Source organism: Mogibacterium diversum, from assembly GCF_002998925.1.
Classification (GTDB): Bacteria; Bacillota; Clostridia; order Peptostreptococcales; family Anaerovoracaceae; genus Mogibacterium; species Mogibacterium diversum.
Map to the genome: position 1 here is coordinate 811,519 of NZ_CP027228.1, position 17,214 is coordinate 828,732.

Consider the following 17,214-nt stretch of genomic DNA (forward strand, 5'->3'; position numbering starts at 1 on the left):
TTTTAAATTCCTTTCTTAAATAATCTCTATAAATCCCAACGCAAAAACGCAGACAGAAACTACCTGCGCATCTCTTTTATATAAATGTAAATTTATTATATCATATTTTCCCCGCATTTCTTGCAGTTGATTGTGCGCAATCGGCGGTTGAATTCATATGCTCTTTAATAGTATTATAATCGTTAATACAATGTCATATGATAATTTTTATTGTATTTAATTACTATCATTTGCAGGAGGTCCACTTTGAACCTATACAATAATCTATCACCACGCAAACAATATCTCGTCCATTATCTTGGCTGGATGCTCGCTGGAAACGTAATATTTGCGTTAGGAGTAAATGTTATCATCACTCCGATGAATCTTTACAATGGTGGATTCACAGGGATGGCGCAGCTTCTTAGACTTCTTTTTGTAAATGTTTTTCATATGCCCGAGATACCAGGTGTTGATATAGTTGGTATTCTCTACTTCTTGCTTAACCTGCCACTTCTTATAATCTCATACAAGGTGGTTAATAAAGAGTTTTGCATAACATCAGTTATATCAATTACTCTATGTTCTGTCGCACTCGGTGTGATACCAGTTCCTAAAACCCCGGTATTTAATGACTATCTAACTGCTTGTTTAATAGGCGGAGTCGTTGCCGGTACAGGCGCCGGAATGGTGCTCAGGGCAGGTAGCTCGCAGGGCGGTCAGGATATCATCGGAGTTATTGTATCGGTACTAAATCCAAATTACAGTGTTGGCAAGATAAGCATCATGATCAACATTGGAATTTATATAATCTGCCTATTCCTATTCAACATAGAAATTGTTGCTTATTCCTTGATATACACGACTATCCTCGCTATGTCACTAGACAGAGTTCACATTCAGAACATCAATATGCAGGTCATGATATTCACTAAGAAACCTGGTGTTGAAGACGTTATAATGAGCGAACTAAGAAGAGGAGTTACAAACTGGAATGGAACCGGCGCATATACAAAGGAAGACTCTAATGTAATAGTTACTATTATTGCTAAATACGAGATAACAAAACTGCTCATGATTGTTAAAGAGGCCGATCCAGATGCGTTCGTCATTGTAAATGAAGGCGCCCAGATATACGGAAATTTCGAGAAGCGCCTGACTAAATAGCATTTATGCACTGCTACTAAGCAAGTTTTAAATAGTCACGGTAATACAAAAAACCTAAAATCGGAGTGTGAATAGTTCACACTCCGATTATTAATTCAAGAGTCCGGGCATTTTTCACTTTACCAAGTACTCCTTACCAAAAATATCAACAACAATATATGCCACATTACCGCGGGAAATAAATTTTATATCATCATAATTGTCGGTTACGCTTATCTCAGCGGAGAACTCCCCGTTATAATCAGGATCTATCATAATATAGTCTATAAGTGATTCGGGTGAACTCTTGCAAGCATTTTGTAGTAACTCCCTGTCCTTGTGCTGGACATATCCTATCTCTAGCTCAGGTCTGAAGGCCATGAGCCTAGCATGACAAAGCTTCTTACCATTTTCCAGCTCATCAGCTCTCTCTATTTTGATTATCGCATCTGCTCTGTAAGGGCGCTCTACTCCATTTCCATAAAAAAGATAGTTTGACTCACATGCATCGAGCCTTTTTTTAGCAGTTCCAAGCGCTAGAGTTTCTACATCGCATCCAACCCAACATCTATCCATGTCATTGGCAGCTTTTAGAAATGAACCAGAACCACAGAAAAAATCTCCAACCAAATCGCCTTTTTCTGTACATGAACTAATTATTCGTTTCATCAGCTCTAAAGGCTTTTGAGTTGCGTAACCATTTCTTTCGCTGGAGGTCCTGCCCACCATGTCAATACTCCAAACATCTTTCATATTAACGAGTGTATACCACCCATATTCGTCTTGATATTCCTTAACCCCCTTGAATCGATAAGGCTTGAAATCTCGATTATATGACTTCTCCTTAGGCACATCTAATGAATATTTTTTCGACTTACTATACATGAGAATCGTATCGTGTTTTCTTGAAAAATGTGTCTTTGCACTGCCACCAGATTTATATTTCCATATAATTTCATTCCGCATGTTCTCGTAACCGAAAATTTCATCCATCGCTAGCTTAACGTAATGTGCCGAATGCCAGTCAAGATGCACCCAGATTAAGCCGTCATCAGCAAGAAGTCTCTTCATGATTACAAGTCTAGTGGTCATGTTTTCAACATATTGTTCTATGCTTCTGTCGAATGTGTCATCATATGCAAGGTGTTTAACTTTATGTATCTTTCCATCACTGTCACATATTTCTACAGTTGCATCGTATTTCGACTTTGTAAAGAACGGTGGGTCAATATATATGCACTTAAATTTACCCTCATATCCATTTTCTAGAAGCCATGACATAAATTCTAGGTTATCGCCAAGCGCTAGAATATTATTGTCTAAATCAGAGTTAGCTTCATTAGCACGAAAACTGTCATACATATGTTTTTCCAAGACACTGAATGGCTTAGATACCGTAACTTCTCCATGCTCTAATCCTTTAATTATGCTCTCTGCAATTCCTAAAACTTTGCTCATCTTAACCTTCCTCTTTAGCGACCATGTCATCCACTGCTGATTGGATATGTCTGTTAATTATAAAATATTGATATTAATATGTCTATTTGAAGAGTTCAAAATAAACGATGCTCCGTGTTAAGAGAATAGCGCCTGCATTCTCATACCACGGAGCATTTAATAAATAGCAACTTATTAAAGAGTTTTAGAACTCAGCATATGTAAATGCCGGACTGCTGAGCATGCTCCCAAACAGCGAGAACACATACAGCACAGCCATGAATATAAACATATAAAGAGTATACTTTAAAGATATCTTATTCTTAATTTTACTTATGAGCGAATTCTGCGACTTTTTCATTAATCCTTACCCAACCTTCATTCCATGGATGAACTGCATCCGAAACAATGTATTTGTTATAGCTATATTCTGTCATATTAGTGTAATCTGCACCGTATTCATTAGCGAGCTTTTGAATCTTTTGACCAACAACTACACGCTTATCAGCAGTCATACCTGTATAGTCATACCATCTACCATTTACAGGAAGTAGAATAAGTTTGACCTTAATATCATTAGCCTTAGCGATCTCGAGAAATGCTTTAAGATCGTTGTACTCTGGTGAAGTATTGTAGTTTTGATTCAAACGAACATCCTTCATCTTAGGATATACCTGTCTAAACTTATTTCTCCACACACGATTGCTCATATAGAACGGATTATCAGCCTTGTATTCACTATCTCTATATGCCTCTTTCAAGAAACCATTCCAATTGAAATTATCTGGCGTGTACCTCTCGAATTTCTGCGGCGTTTTTTTGTTCTTCATCATAAATCTCATTGCTGCTCCAACAGTGATTTTATCTTTGTCGAAAGCATGGCGTCTCTCAAATCCATATAGGAGATTTGATTCGTCATTAAGATTTACTTTATCAATCATGCGCGCCTTCATCTGTAGGCTCTTATTCTTAGATAGCAGATGCTCTGTTCTTCTTGCAACGTATTTCTTTGTCTTGAGCGGAACATTCTTGTTCTCCATGAATGCAAAATATTCCGTCTCCGAAAACCTCAGAGCATAGTCATTTTTCTTAACACCTGAGTGTTTAAACCAGGTTGGTGAAACAAGCAATATAACTTTTTTACTCTTTAGATGTGGTTGAAGTGACCCAAGTGCAACAGTGTGGAACAGCGTCTGGTTGAACGGTCCTCCGACTGTAACGAGTTTAACATCTGTATCCTTGAAGAAGTTCGTTGGATGGTACTGCGTCTTACGTCCATGTCTGAACTCAGATGAGCCGAGCATGAGCACCGAATCTTTTTCAAGATTTCGCGACAATGCATTGTACGACAGATCTTTATATGTGTTATACCAAGTTCCAAACTGCCCTGTGTTGTCTTTAAGATCATTATTAGCACATATGAAATGCACAACCACTGTGAACATCGCCAGCAGCACGAGAGCCGCTACAAACGAATTTATCTTCTTCATCTTATCTTCGTTCCTGTCTTATTCCCCTAGAATTCTTGCTGAAACTGTTTCTATAATCTTGTTTGGTGTATCCATCTGCTCTCTTGTAAATTCAGATGGCGATAAAACAACTCCATATTCATCCTGAATATCTAACAAGAGGCTAACGTAATCGAGCGAATCAATTAAATCTTCCTCCAGTAAATTGATATCTGGATTTTCCTTTACAATTTCATCTCCGCAAATATTCTCAATGATGTCTAGTAGCTTATCTCTCATGATAATTTCCTCCTAATTTTAGCTATGTTTTAAATACTTTTTTATTTTAATTATTATTGCGTTTTCAGTGTTTCTATTTTTTCTGATTCTTTAATTATGCGATCAAAATTTATTTACACATACCTAGCCTTGATTCGAAAGTAAGATCCCTAGTCTTCCGGAGAAGATGAAGAATCCGAACATAACGAGGTGAAGCGTAATGAACCAAGATACTCCTATAAACCACTTATCTTTTTTATGCGCCTTATAGAATTTCGATTTCTTTTGGAATATCTCGCATGCAGATAATAACACTCCGTGATATAGACCGTAAACGATGTAGTTTAGCTCAAGCCCATGCCATACACCCATGACAAACATGTTAATCATGAATGCGATTGTGGCAATCACAAGCTTGTTCTTAATCTTGCGAGTTCTGACTAGTGCCATTGTGATTCTAGAGAAAAGAAAATCTCTAAACCAGAACGACAGTGTCATATGCCAGCGATTCCAAAATTCCTTGATATCTTTACTCACAAACGGAGCGTTGAAGTTCTCAGGCGTTCTAACTCCGAATATGTAGCTGGCTCCTATAGCCATATTGCTGTATCCGGCAAAATCAAAGAACAGGTATACTCCGTATATATAGAAGTAAATCGCTATCGAGTACCATGTTCCTCCAGTTCCAAAGTAGTTCATAACCGTGTAGAAACATGCTGCAATTACCATCTTGTAAACCATGCCCTTGAGTATCTTGTATATGCCTTCTCCTAAAAGCTCTAGATACTCATCTCTAGGAATGATTTTATCTATATCCTCATCAAATCTTCTGCTTCTATCAATAGGACCAGATGTGATAGCGGGGAAAAACAGCAGTAGGTATATGAAGTTTGAGGTCTTAAAGTCTTTTATAACTCCATCATATATCTCGATTACCATCTGAGTAGACTTGAACGTCATGTATGACAAGCCTAAGAATGCAAAGATATGGTACTTATTACCAGTCAGGCCCAGGATTTTATAAATTGTGAGCGGAGCTAAACTCGCTAACAAAAATATCCTATACTGCCATGTTACTCTACCCTTCTTAGTTCTTAGCTCAAGATATATGCGTACAACAGCATATTCTATAACCGTGTACAGCCCTAGATTGAAGAGAGCATTTAGATTGCTACCCATCGACAGCCATACGAACACAAATGTTACGAACATACCGTACCACTTGAGTGACTTCTCCCTGCAACCTAGATATATTGCAGGAATCGACAGACCCGCTAACCATATAAAGAAGCTATTGTCTGTAAAAAGCTGCATCTATACCAACTCCTCCAATTTCTTTCTATCTGCCTTACCGTTATTAGTAAGTGGCATCTTGTCTATAAACTTTACACGCTTTGGGACCATGTAGCTAGGCAAAAATGATTTTAACGTTTCGCGCACATATTTTCTGCCACTATAGTCATCAGCGATGATATCTCCTTCTCTTACAACAAATGCTGTTAAGCTTTCAACCTTTCCCTCATGTCTCTTTGGAATAACCGCCGCAGCTGCAACTCCTTCAATATTCGTAAGGTTAGACTCAATATCTCCAAGCTCTATTCTATACCCATGCAGCTTAACCTGATGGTCGATTCTGCCATCGCAGAATAGCATGCCTGACTCATCGTAGTGCCCTGTATCGCCTGTTCTATAAGCCCTAACCATATCCTTAGGATTTTCACTAAGAGATCCGGCCTCAGCCATGAAGAAGACCTTATCAGTTCTCTCCTTGTCCTTATAGTATCCTGAGCTTACTGAATCTCCGACGATTATCATTTCGCTGTTCTCTGGATCAATTCTAATCTCGGTTCCTGGCTTAGGAAGCCCGATAGGAAGTGCGCCTTCTCTAGCGATAACCTCATCTGTGATATCAACCTCTGTCACGCATACGGTCGATTCTGTCGGTCCATATGTATTGATTACCTTAGCATGTGGAAATCTAGATCTTAGCTGCTTTGCCGTATCTTTAGTAAGAACCTCTCCGCAGAACAGGAACGCCTTGATGCTTCCAAAATTTTCCTCGCTAAAATCAGCTTCTCCAAGGCACATATCAGAAAAGGAAGGAGTAGATACCCAGTATTCGATATCGGACGATGCAATATACTTTAGCATCTCCGGCATATCCTGCTGTAATCCCTTATCTAGCGCAATAATTGTCGATCCAGTTGCGAGTCCAGTGTACAAATCCATTACAGATAGGTCAAAAGAAAAGGGAGCTTGATTTAAAAATCTAGTAGCCTCTGGAATTCCGCCTGAAAGTGTAACTGACCATTTTAAGTAGTTGTTAAGCGCATCAGCTGGGATTTTAACGCCCTTAGGCTTTCCTGTGCTTCCAGATGTAAATATTATGTAATACGTCTCATCACCTGACACAGGCTCGTTATCATCATAAGAGGTGTCACTTTCAAGAATAGTATCGAGTTTTTCTCTACCCACAATCTCGTACTTATCATCTATATCAATCATCTCTTCGTGCTGTACAACTATTACAATCTCATTATCTATAGCTGATGCAATATCGCTCACCCTCTCCCTAGGGTTGCCTATATCTACTGGACAATACGCATGACCCGATCTCACACATGCGAGAAAAGCAACGAGCATATCAGGATGCTTGTGTCCATAGACCATAATAGGTTCGCGATTTCCCTCTAGTCTATTCGATATGTAGCTAGCAAGTGCTGATGACTTTTTCCAAAGTTCGCCATATGTCATCTTGCCATCTCTCGAGCTAAACACCAAGCGATCAGGTGTTTCTATAGCAGTGCTCTTAATCTTTGCTATGATATCCATATCGTACCTCCATTACTCCTTTGTTATTATAAATTTTATATAAATCGCATTAAATGACTGGGAAGAAATTATTAAATAAAAATTAAGATTGGAATTTCTTGGTTTTTATACTTATACAATGCTTGTTCTCATTAAAAAATGAGATGCAATGCAGCACCCCATTTTGGTCAGCAATGTTCGAATGCTCTTACCAGCATCATTCTATTTCTTAACGATTTTAGCGTATAGAAGTTTCGATTCGAGGTCTATTTCTTTGACGTGTTCACCAAGTGACTCTCCAGTTAACTTCTTGTACTCTGTCTCCGAATTAACGCCCTTCTCCTTGAGAATCCCCTTCTCAGCTTTATCTATCTCGGTCTTACTTACTGATACCCGTTTTTTCTCTGCGATGGCATGGAGCACTAGCTTAGCTTTCACATTCGCTTTTGCCATCTCTTCAACCTGTTTATCAAACTGGGGCTGTGTCAAATCCGCTTCTTTTAGATACTCAGTCATGGTCATATCATATTCTTTGATGCGCTTCCTATACTGATTCTTAATGTTATTAATTTCTATTGATAACTGAACCTTTGGGTATTTGATCACCCTTGTATTCTTAACAAGCGCTTGCCACTCTTGCTCCGTGAGCGTCTTCTCCTTTGGCATCCTGAATTCTACATACTTCTCGGAGTTAATGAGATCGTATCCTGTGTATCTGGTAACAGTGAACATAAATAATGCGACATCTATGATGATAAAGATAAGTAATCCGATAAGAAGCTTCTGCTTACGAGTATATCTCTTATGCGGGCTATTACCTTTAGATGACGACATCGTCACTTACCTCCTCATTGATCTCTTTAAACTTATCGCTATTTAATAGAGACTGTCCGCCGAGCTTGTAATCAGCCTCTACAGAGCCATCGATAATTTCGTATTTCTGCGAGTTATCCGGTGTAACTAGACCGTATATGTCTTTTCCCAGAACAGAAGATACTCTTATCTGCTTAGGCGTTCCATCTATAACATACTCAGTCTTGCCATCAGTCATCACTGACTCCCACTCATCAGAATCACTATTCCTGTATTCAATCCTATAGTTGTCTACTCTGCCACTTGCAGGTGTAAACTTCACGCTTGTCTTTCCACCCTTCACGCTTGTTACTACTTTAGATGGTTCAAGTTCATTGGAATTAAGGATATCTTCATCACCTATTTGAAACGGTATAACCTCGGTATAACCAATGTAATCGCCCTTTCCTTTAACTAGCGCATATGCCGTCCCAGTATTAACATTATCAATATATGAAACGGTATAATCCTGGTTTAACGTTAGTGATTTTCCATTATCAGTAAGATTAACATTGATTGTAACAGGACTGCCCGTGTACTTAAGCATGTCATTAGATGCCTCTGCGTTAAGACCCGGATTGCCTGCTTTTGTGGCTTTCTTATCCACATACATAACGTCATAATCCACTTTACCCTTGATACCATTCACTCTTCCAGTGCTTGTAAATTGCCACATCGTATAGTCAGATGATGCAGAGAGATTGCTCGCATAATGAGCAACCCAGACCTCGTTTGAGTTATTCACAAGACTTGTAGTATCCACTCCAGTAGTACTTCCTGCGAGAGATGTTGAAAGATAAATCGAAGCAGGATATCCCTGCGATCGGCAGTAGGACAAAAAAGCATCCGCAACTGCGGTCATTCGCTTCTTTGCGTACTCGCTTCCATTTGCACGCCAAGAAGTATATGCGTTGTCAAATCTGCCATCGGAAAATTCTAGATCCATGACGAGCGGGAGTTCTAGATCATACTTCTTAGCAAGCGCAACGAGCTTCTTAGCTTCAGCAACAGCTTCATCTTCGTTCGTGGCCTGAGAATACCAGTATACTCCTCGTGCGATGCCTGCTGCCTTTGCTCCTTCCATATTCACATCGAATTTAGAATCCGTCTTCAAATCAAAATTTGACGATGTGGTGGCTCCAGCTCTAATAAATGCATAGTTTACTCCATCATCCTTTACAGCATTCCAGTCGATACTGCCTTGCCATTCGGATACATCGATGCCGAGAAATTCATAATACCCCTCTCTATCCGGCGGTGTGCTTGGTAGGGAAGTGCCTGCAAATACCGAACTAGAAGCAAAAAACACCAACAGAAATAAAGCCACTATCAAGGAAGCTATACGGGCCGAGATAGCAGGCGTATAATTTTTATCTATCAACTTGTCTTCTTTGGTGCTTAAATTCATTAAAGTCTCTCTTTATATGTCTCTTTTATGCATCGCTTGAAATAACAGCCTTGGAATAATGAATATCCTAAAAAATAAATGCGGGTGATGAACACCCACATCAACTTTTAATTTATTATAGCATAATCTTTATTTGTACTGTGTGAAAAGTCTATGCAAATACTGTAATATTTATTTTAAAATAAGAATTTTGATTCGAAACTGCACTAATATACTTTTAGATATATACTCAATCAGAACTGTAGTTCACCATTATTTAAGGTATCCACCTCGCTTTATTTTCTCTATAAAATCGTTTACTATGCCGGCAGTAAGTCCCCATATATTTCTACCCTCATGATGGTAGAAATATATGGTTCTATAGCTAGAATCCCAGGCGTAGGCTTTCCCTCCCTCGATTCTATCATAGGGAAAGCCTTCGACTGGTACGCTCCTCATCGCTACGTCATAGCGTTCTGGCTGATTCTCTAAAAAGAACGCAAGCGGCACCGTGAAGACTTCAGCTACTTCATCAGATGAGAAAGTATATTCATAGTCCCTAAGAAGCCCAACAACAGGCTGCAAGGTGCCGCCCGAATATATGTTCACTACATCGAGCTCGTCCAGAACTTCGATGCTAGATGGGGCGATGAGGAGCTCCTCGCTCGCCTCTCTGATTGCAGCATGCGCAGGAGGCTCGCCCTCCATGGTGCTGCCGCCAGGAAAACATATCTCACCTGGCTGCCGCCTCAGATTCCTGGCACGCACCTCAAACAATACAGATAGCCCGTGCGGAGTCTCTATTATAGGTATCAGTACACCGAAACTCTTAGCGGTAGACTCCGCCCCAGGATCATCAATTAATGATTTTTTTAATCTCTCTATTTCATTCATACCCAGATTATATTTATCTTTCTTTTATTTCAGCTAGTCACATGCTTTGAACTATCGTTCCTGTATATGCTATTTAAGCAATTATATATTCATCCATTTAGGATAACAACTCAATCTGATTTTTTCACTACTTATAAAAGAGGCGAAGCAGCGCTGCTGCTTCGCCTCATATTTTCTAAAATCTACACTGCGATTAGTTCTCTTCTATAAATCTTAGAAGCTCCTCTGCACCTTTAACGATGCTCTCTCTATCCTCTGGATCTCTACCGAGGTGAGTGTATACCTCTCCGATAAATACGCCGTTATCCTTCAGGCACTCATACACCTTGTCGATAATTGGGTCGCAGATATCTTGCTGCTGCATCGGGCCGAATGGGTTAGCAAAGTAAGTGGTGGATAGTCCAACTTCCTGAGTGGTACCCTTCGCCATTCTCTTACCCTCAACAAATACAGTCTTTGCATCATCGAGGTTTTCGAACTCATGCAGTCCGAGATCCTCATCATAGTTATTTGCATAAGCAAATAAATCTACGTGATGATTTTCTGTAACTACTGAATAAGGAGCTGCTGGCGTAATAACTCTCGCATTAGATAAATCTGGGTTAAAGAATATAGATCTATTCATATCACGATAAGGTGTACCTGGATCGAGGTCATCAAGTCTTACAAACGCACCTATTTCAGTACCCTTTGCGTATACTGTACCATCTTCAACATGGAATGTTCCCATGTCGTCAAACACGATTTCTATATTCTTAATCTTCTCATTACCAAGCGACTTTAGAGCTTCAATAGTCTCAGACTTTCCAGCTCCTGAATCTCCCATGAGGCAGATACCCTTGCTCTTTCCGTTCTTGAGAGTAATATTTACAAACGCACCGTGAATTGGCAGCCACCCCTTCTGCATCATCGCAACGTTATGGAGCGTTAGAACGGTCTTCTTCATATATCCGAAGTAAGAGATCTTCTCGTTATATGTAACCGATCCTACCCAGATATTCTCCTCTTCATCGTGGTAGAATGTGCATGCATTCTTGCCATCATCGTTGCCGAAAATCAGCACACAGTCAGGTTTCTTCGAAGCCTCCTTCTTGGATGCAAGCTCAAATAGGTTAGCTAGCGATACTCCATTTGACATAAAATCTCTGTGGAAGTAAACGAAAACTGTGAGATCTCCAACCTTGGCTGGGAAGCAGAAGAATTCATCACTATTGCCCTTAAATGTATCTAGTGGATTCTCATATACCTGCTGGAATGCCCACTCACGTTTGTTCGACTTAGGATGCAGAATCATCGGTGTACGGAGCATGATTGAGTCTATGAACTTAACCTTTCTCAAGGACTCATATCGTGCACCTAGTTTAAACGATTCATTTTTATATAGGGACAGAGCTGCATTAGTTCCTGCAGGCTGCTGACGATATATCTTGTTTGCACGACCCATTAGAGTTTCTTCGATGCGTCTATATGTAGCCATTATAAGCTGGTTATGAGAAGAATCAGCATGTACAAATGTTGTTGAGCTCGATTCTCTTCTTCTATCTGTTGTAACTGAATACCTCTCGTGAGCCTTCCAGAAGTCATACATGCCTTCGACGAACGAAAGTGCTGACGTTCTATCTTCAATGTACGGTGATTCAATCTCCTCTGCAGAAAAAACTAATGTCTGACGTGCAAATGTAGATAGCGCCTCGATAGCCGTCTGTAGCGACTTACCCTGCGTTGCCCAATTATAAAGCTTTGAGTCAGTCTCTTCGAGATGAGCTATATAACTCTGCATAAACACTTTGAATTCTTTAGACTTAATAACCTCTAGACTAGTCTCTGGGTATACTAAATCGAAGTTCAAAATGACTTCATTATCGTTTAGATAAATTCTATCTTTCATTACTACACCTTTTTCTAAAAAATTTTTATCATTACAATGGTTTAACTACATCTAACTGTAGCATTTTTTGTAAATTCTTTCAATACGTATGTATTATTTTTATTGATTTCTAACAAATTTTAATCGATTTTTCTCGACGAAAGTATGTCTTTTATGTCAGCTATACTAAATTTGTATGCGGTATTGCAGAAAAAACACTTAACCTCAATATCCTCATCATCATTCACGATATCCTGTAAATCCTTATCGCTAATTGCGGCTAGCGCTCTCTTTACCTTCTCCTTGGAGCAGTCACAGTAGAACTTGACATCGTGCCTCTCCGTAAACTCAATATCGACGCCTTCAAATATATGTAAAAGCATCTCTTCAGGTGTCATCCCCTGCTCCATCATAGTTGTTACAGGTTCCAGGTTAGCTAACTTCTTCTCCAGGAGTTCAATCACATCCTCAGGAGCATCTGGTAAGAGCTGTACTATGAAGCCTCCAGCATGCTTTACGCTGCTATCTGTATCTACCATAACCCCTAGACCAACTGCTGATGGTAGCTGTTCCGACACCGTAAAGTAGTATGCTAGATCTTCAGCAACCTCTCCAGTTTGAATCTCAACCTGACCGCTATACGGCTCCTTTAATCCGAGATCGTAGCTAACCGTTAAAAGGCCTCTGCCTACTGCCGTCCCTACATCGAGCTTCCCGGCATACTTGCGCGGTATATCAACATTTGGATTTCCTGGAAATCCCTTGACATGACCATGGCTATCCGCCGTGACGGTTATATATCCCGCAGGACCATCGCCCTTGAGAGAAATCGTCACTATATCCTTATCACCCTTCATCATGCTGCCCATTATGGCTCCTGCTGATAGCAGTCTACCTAGGGCTGCCGTCACTACGGGCAGTGTCCTATGACGCTCTCTTGCTTCAGCCACGAGATGAGTAGAGCTGATAGCGAAAGCTCTAACACTGTCATTTGCAAGGCTCGCTCTTACTATATAGTCCTTATTATCCATCTTTTCTCCTATTGCCTAAACATTAAACTTAGAATCATCAGTCATTAATTCGATTGCACTCTGTTCCTAAAGTATCCTCTTCTTTTTAAACACGTAGATAAGCCCCAGTACCACACTTAAACTGAGTACAGATACGTAGATATAACCAAATCTCCACCCGAATTCTGGTAGCTTCAGATTCATACCATACCATCCCGTAATTAGTGTTAGCGGTGCAAATATACTGGTCACGACCGTAAAGAACTTCATCAAGTTGTTCTGCTCTATATCTATCTGAGCTTGGTACATCTCGCTGACGTGATTAAGATATTCTTGAACCCTGAGTATAAAGCTATAGAGTTTATCAAATCTCTTATCTAAGTATGAAAATGTTTTATCTAACTCTGCTAGGTCATCGGTAAGAAGCTCCATTCTTTCATAATATTGCTTCTTGAACATGATTTCCTTTCGTCTAACCACAATTTGTTTGAGCCCTGCTTTATCAGGCCTAGCGCCTCCAAATAGCTCTTCCTCCATATCGACTATACTCGACTCAAGATTCTCTAGTTCATATATGTCATCTGATGAATACTCTAACATCAATTCGAGAAGTTCATCGCGAGGATCTTTGCTGTTAACCTTTGATATACATTCGATAAGCTTTGCATCTTCCGTTATAAGAACGCATTCATTCCGAGATGTGATTATAAGTGCTGAATTGTCATCTTCAGTGCGAAATCCTAAAATGAGTTCATCAGAAATGCCTCGGAACGCATACTCCCTAAGTGCTCTTATTTTCTCGTTAGATTTTTCATCTAGTGATTTTAAAAAGTCTCGTTTTTCTTCATGTGAACTTATTAATCTAATCATCTTTACTCCTCTTTATACCGCTGTATTATACCATATGTATTGGAAAATTAACTAATTAAGGATATAATTATAAGTTGTAAATCCCATATTCTTATGGATTTCGGAGGAATTATGAACACAAAAGAAATTATCTCGAGACTAAAATATAAATTGCTAAAAGGGTCACTTGACCAAGCTGTTACAGGTATCTGTTTCGATAGCAGAAAAGTGAAGTCCGGCGATGTCTTTGTATGCATTCGCGGCGCATCATTTGACTCGCACGATGCACTTCTAGAGATCGATAGTGGCGATCCTGCCCTCATCATAGTAGACGAGAGCTGCGAACTCGACTTATCAGCTGTAACCTCAACTGTAATTTCAACCTCGGATACAAGACATGCTAAGGCTGTGGTTTCAGCTGCATTTTATGGTTATCCAGCGGAAAAGCTCAAGATGGTTGGCGTTACTGGATCAAAGGGCAAGACTACTGTTACAACGATGATTATGGCATCGTTAAGAGAAGCAGGCTATAGAGCGGCATCAATAGGCTCAAATGGGGTGAACTTAGGCGACGAAGTTCTAGAGGTTGCCAACACAACACCTGACTCTGACCAGATGCAAAAGTTTCTTTCTATCATGGTATCAAAAGGTATAGAGTACGCAGTTCTCGAGTGCTCTTCACAGGGACTTATGCAACATAGGACGAATATGATTAATTTTGATGTCGGTGTATTTCTAAATATTCAGCATGGAGACCATGTTGGAACAGATGAACACCCTACATTTGAAAACTATGCATATTGTAAAAGTCTTCTGCTACAGCAGTGTAATACAGGCATCATTAATCTAGATGATGAAAATATTGATTTCATTGTAAAAAATGCAACATGTAATCTTATTACTGTCGGTCATGATGGAATACATAAGAAAACGGACAAGCTCGGCAGCAGACCAGATTATGTCATCTCAGAATCTCACACCAAGGAATGTAGCGGATTTATCGGTGAAGAGTTTAAACTTTCAGGTAGGTTTAATGACACTGTATTTGTAAACATGCCCGGTGAGTTCGTTCCACTAAATGGAGCAGCTACAATCGCTACTATAGAAGCTCTCGGAATACCTGCAGATGCAGCGAGAAAAGCTCTTTCGCATATCCATATTAACGGCAGAGTGGACATGATTTATCGCACAGAAGACCTAAGTGTATGCATTGACTCTGCTCATACTAGAGAGAGCACGAGAGCTGTTCTCGAGGCACTTAGAGCATATAATCCTAAGAGGCTCGTATGTGTATTTGGCGCTGGGGGAAACAGAGATATTGAGAGAAGAATTGGAATGGGTGAATCATCTGGAAAATATGCCGACTTCTCAATTATTACTACTGAGCACAACAGGTTTGAACCGTTTGAGACTATACTTGAGGGTGTTAAGTCTGGGCTTGAGCCTACTGGAGGAAAGTACATGGTTATAGAGAATAGACCGGAGGCTATACACTATGCTATTACTCAGTCCGAGCCGGGTGACCTCGTCGCTATCATCGGTCTAGGTGATGATAAATATCAACATATTAACGGTGTTAACATCCCCCAAGATGACGATAAGTGTGCTAGAAAAGCGATTAAAGAGTGGGAAGAAAATAAAACAAAGTAGATATATAAAGCACATAAAGTGATTTAAGCTCAAAGGATTGAAATGATTAAATTTGATAACGATTACAGTAGAAGTGCACATCCAAAGATAATCGAGGCCTTAAGTGAAGATATGCATAATTCATATGCTGGCTATGGGCTAGACTCATGGTGCGAAAGAGCAAGTGAAGAAATTCGAAAGGCAATCGGCAAACCGAATGCAAACATCCACTACTTCATAGGTGGCACGCAGACTAACATGACTGTAATAGACATAGCACTGAGGAGCTTTGAAGGTGTCATATCCGCGGATACGGGTCATGTAAATGTCCATGAAACAGGGGCTATTGAGTTCACACGCCACAAGGTTATAGCCCTACCATCAGTAGATGGTAAAATCACATCTGCACAGGTTAGGGAACAAGGTGTGCTAAAGTTATATAACCCTACGCCAGGTCACGTAGTAGAACCTAAGATGGTGTACATCTCACAGCCTACAGAATTCGGCACTCTATATAGCAAGGAGGAACTCGAAGCGATTCGTGGAGCTTGTGATGAATTTGGTTTTTACCTGTTCGTTGATGGTGCACGTCTTAGCTATGCACTTTCCTCCCCTTTTAACGACGTTGATTTAAAATGTCTGGCTGATAACTGCGATGCATTTTACATTGGTGGCACAAAGTGTGGTGCTCTGTTTGGCGAAGCAGTTGTTATACTGAATGATGAGCTAAAGCCTCATTTCTTTAGTTATCAGAAGCAACATGGTGCGCTCCTTGCAAAAGGATGGCTTCTTGGGCTTCAGTTCTACACCCTATTTAATAATAACTTATATAGCGAAATTGCTAAGCCAGCAGTAAAGATGGCGCTAGACATAAGGTCTGCTATGCTTTCAAAAGGCATCAAGCTTGCCGTAGATAGTCCGACTAACCAGCAGTTCTTTATTATGACCAATGAGCAGATTAAAGCGCTTAGCAAAGAATACATGCTATCTGAAATTGAGACTATAGATGAGTCTCATAAGTGCATGAGACTTTGTACCGCTTGGTATACCGAGCAGCGGGATGTTGATTCATTGATTGAAGCAATCAATGAACTCTGATATATAAAAATATCCGTTAAACTAAACAACCTGGCTTAATCGAAAATCGATAGCCAGGTTGCACTATAAGTCCATATTAAAATTAGTTGAGAACCTCTACTCCATCGAAGTTAACCCCAATCATCTCTTCGAGTTCAGCACTGATGCTAATTACGAAGTCGATGCCATAATCCTTTGAGATATCCTTAATCTTTGAAAGGAAGCTTGGAAGCATATCTAGAGAGAAATCAGCATGTCTCATGATACCGTCCAAGAATATTGTCTGGATGTCATTGTCAGAACTGATGATACCGAATAGAAATCCGATATACTCATCCTCATTAGTTATGTGAACAAAATCCTCCATGCAGATTACACGAATCTTGTAGTCTAAATCATAGATAAGTCTGGAATTTTTGTTAATAAATACGGTGCTACCCTTGGTCTCCTCGACACTTGCGTTAGCTAGCTCGATCATTTTCTTGGTCTTACCCTTACCCTTATGTCCTACCAATAATTTAACCATGGAATCGTCCTCCTTTATTTTCT

15 protein-coding genes are annotated in these 17,214 nt (G+C 39.9%); 3 read left to right on the forward strand and 12 right to left on the reverse strand.

What is annotated here, in order from left to right; all coding sequences use genetic code 11:
- The first annotated feature begins 246 nt into the window (after positions 1–246).
- Positions 247–1,146, forward strand: coding sequence for a YitT family protein (locus tag C5Q96_RS03835; protein WP_245905609.1), 900 nt, complete (start codon positions 247–249; stop codon positions 1,144–1,146).
- Positions 1,147–1,260: 114 nt separating this feature from the next.
- Here the strand turns inward: C5Q96_RS03835 and C5Q96_RS03840 are convergent, their stop codons facing one another.
- From C5Q96_RS03840 to C5Q96_RS03890, 11 genes are all read right to left on the reverse strand, one after another.
- Positions 1,261–2,583, reverse strand: a complete 1,323-nt coding sequence (locus tag C5Q96_RS03840) for a DNA-methyltransferase (RefSeq protein WP_158696676.1) — start codon at positions 2,581–2,583, stop codon at positions 1,261–1,263.
- A 308-nt stretch (positions 2,584–2,891) separates the two neighbouring features.
- On the reverse strand, positions 2,892–4,052 hold the full coding sequence (gene dltD / locus C5Q96_RS03845; protein ID WP_106057094.1) for a D-alanyl-lipoteichoic acid biosynthesis protein DltD: 1,161 nt from the start codon (positions 4,050–4,052) through the stop codon (positions 2,892–2,894).
- 18 nt (positions 4,053–4,070) lie between these two features.
- Entirely contained in the window at positions 4,071–4,310 is a 240-nt protein-coding gene (gene dltC, locus C5Q96_RS03850) for a D-alanine--poly(phosphoribitol) ligase subunit 2 (RefSeq protein ID WP_106057095.1), read from the reverse strand.
- Positions 4,311–4,433: 123 nt separating this feature from the next.
- Positions 4,434–5,603: a D-alanyl-lipoteichoic acid biosynthesis protein DltB gene (dltB, locus tag C5Q96_RS03855; protein WP_106057096.1), complete on the reverse strand. Its 1,170-nt coding sequence runs from the start codon at positions 5,601–5,603 to the stop codon at positions 4,434–4,436.
- Positions 5,604–7,121 (reverse strand): D-alanine--poly(phosphoribitol) ligase subunit DltA, encoded by a 1,518-nt coding sequence (gene dltA / locus C5Q96_RS03860; protein WP_106057097.1) that lies wholly within the window; start codon positions 7,119–7,121, stop codon positions 5,604–5,606.
- A 201-nt stretch (positions 7,122–7,322) separates the two neighbouring features.
- Positions 7,323–7,934, reverse strand: coding sequence for a SurA N-terminal domain-containing protein (locus C5Q96_RS03865; RefSeq protein ID WP_106057098.1), 612 nt, complete (start codon positions 7,932–7,934; stop codon positions 7,323–7,325).
- Positions 7,921–9,360: a glycoside hydrolase family 25 protein gene (locus tag C5Q96_RS03870; RefSeq protein WP_106057099.1), complete on the reverse strand. Its 1,440-nt coding sequence runs from the start codon at positions 9,358–9,360 to the stop codon at positions 7,921–7,923. Before C5Q96_RS03870 ends, C5Q96_RS03865 begins: the two co-directional genes overlap by 14 nt.
- Before the next feature lie 252 nt (positions 9,361–9,612).
- Positions 9,613–10,233 (reverse strand): NUDIX hydrolase, encoded by a 621-nt coding sequence (locus C5Q96_RS03875; RefSeq protein ID WP_106057100.1) that lies wholly within the window; start codon positions 10,231–10,233, stop codon positions 9,613–9,615.
- A gap of 193 nt (positions 10,234–10,426) precedes the next feature.
- Positions 10,427–12,121, reverse strand: coding sequence for a phosphoenolpyruvate carboxykinase (ATP) (locus tag C5Q96_RS03880; protein WP_106057101.1), 1,695 nt, complete (start codon positions 12,119–12,121; stop codon positions 10,427–10,429).
- A gap of 119 nt (positions 12,122–12,240) precedes the next feature.
- Positions 12,241–13,131 carry an Hsp33 family molecular chaperone HslO gene (gene hslO, locus C5Q96_RS03885; protein WP_106057102.1) on the reverse strand — a complete coding sequence of 297 codons (891 nt, stop codon included), beginning with the start codon at positions 13,129–13,131 and terminating at the stop codon, positions 12,241–12,243.
- 66 nt (positions 13,132–13,197) lie between these two features.
- The gene (locus C5Q96_RS03890) at positions 13,198–13,980 is read right to left on the reverse strand and encodes a CorA family divalent cation transporter (protein WP_106057103.1); all 783 of its coding nucleotides are present in this window, start codon (positions 13,978–13,980) and stop codon (positions 13,198–13,200) included.
- Positions 13,981–14,091: 111 nt separating this feature from the next.
- Here C5Q96_RS03890 and C5Q96_RS03895 point away from each other — a divergent pair, with 111 nt between their 5' ends.
- Positions 14,092–15,609 (forward strand): Mur ligase family protein, encoded by a 1,518-nt coding sequence (locus tag C5Q96_RS03895; RefSeq protein WP_158696677.1) that lies wholly within the window; start codon positions 14,092–14,094, stop codon positions 15,607–15,609.
- A gap of 42 nt (positions 15,610–15,651) precedes the next feature.
- Positions 15,652–16,686 (forward strand): threonine aldolase family protein, encoded by a 1,035-nt coding sequence (locus tag C5Q96_RS03900; RefSeq protein WP_106057105.1) that lies wholly within the window; start codon positions 15,652–15,654, stop codon positions 16,684–16,686.
- Positions 16,687–16,768: 82 nt separating this feature from the next.
- On the opposite strand, the gene C5Q96_RS03905 is transcribed toward C5Q96_RS03900, so the two are convergent.
- Complete coding sequence (locus tag C5Q96_RS03905) at positions 16,769–17,191, reverse strand: hypothetical protein (protein ID WP_106057106.1); 423 nt, start codon at positions 17,189–17,191, stop codon at positions 16,769–16,771.
- Positions 17,192–17,214 lie beyond the last annotated feature (23 nt).

Coding starts and splice junctions, on each gene's coding strand:
- C5Q96_RS03840 (WP_158696676.1), bottom strand. CDS start 2,583: ATGAGCAAAGTTTTAGGAATTGCAGAGAGCATAATTAAAGGATTAGAG.
- dltD (WP_106057094.1), bottom strand. CDS start 4,052: ATGAAGAAGATAAATTCGTTTGTAGCGGCTCTCGTGCTGCTGGCGATG.
- dltC (WP_106057095.1), bottom strand. CDS start 4,310: ATGAGAGATAAGCTACTAGACATCATTGAGAATATTTGCGGAGATGAA.
- dltB (WP_106057096.1), bottom strand. CDS start 5,603: ATGCAGCTTTTTACAGACAATAGCTTCTTTATATGGTTAGCGGGTCTG.
- dltA (WP_106057097.1), bottom strand. CDS start 7,121: ATGGATATCATAGCAAAGATTAAGAGCACTGCTATAGAAACACCTGAT.
- C5Q96_RS03865 (WP_106057098.1), bottom strand. CDS start 7,934: ATGTCGTCATCTAAAGGTAATAGCCCGCATAAGAGATATACTCGTAAG.
- C5Q96_RS03870 (WP_106057099.1), bottom strand. CDS start 9,360: ATGAATTTAAGCACCAAAGAAGACAAGTTGATAGATAAAAATTATACG.
- C5Q96_RS03875 (WP_106057100.1), bottom strand. CDS start 10,233: ATGAATGAAATAGAGAGATTAAAAAAATCATTAATTGATGATCCTGGG.
- C5Q96_RS03880 (WP_106057101.1), bottom strand. CDS start 12,121: ATGAAAGATAGAATTTATCTAAACGATAATGAAGTCATTTTGAACTTC.
- hslO (WP_106057102.1), bottom strand. CDS start 13,131: ATGGATAATAAGGACTATATAGTAAGAGCGAGCCTTGCAAATGACAGT.
- C5Q96_RS03890 (WP_106057103.1), bottom strand. CDS start 13,980: ATGATTAGATTAATAAGTTCACATGAAGAAAAACGAGACTTTTTAAAA.
- C5Q96_RS03895 (WP_158696677.1), top strand. CDS start 14,092: ATGAACACAAAAGAAATTATCTCGAGACTAAAATATAAATTGCTAAAA.
- C5Q96_RS03900 (WP_106057105.1), top strand. CDS start 15,652: ATGATTAAATTTGATAACGATTACAGTAGAAGTGCACATCCAAAGATA.
- C5Q96_RS03905 (WP_106057106.1), bottom strand. CDS start 17,191: ATGGTTAAATTATTGGTAGGACATAAGGGTAAGGGTAAGACCAAGAAA.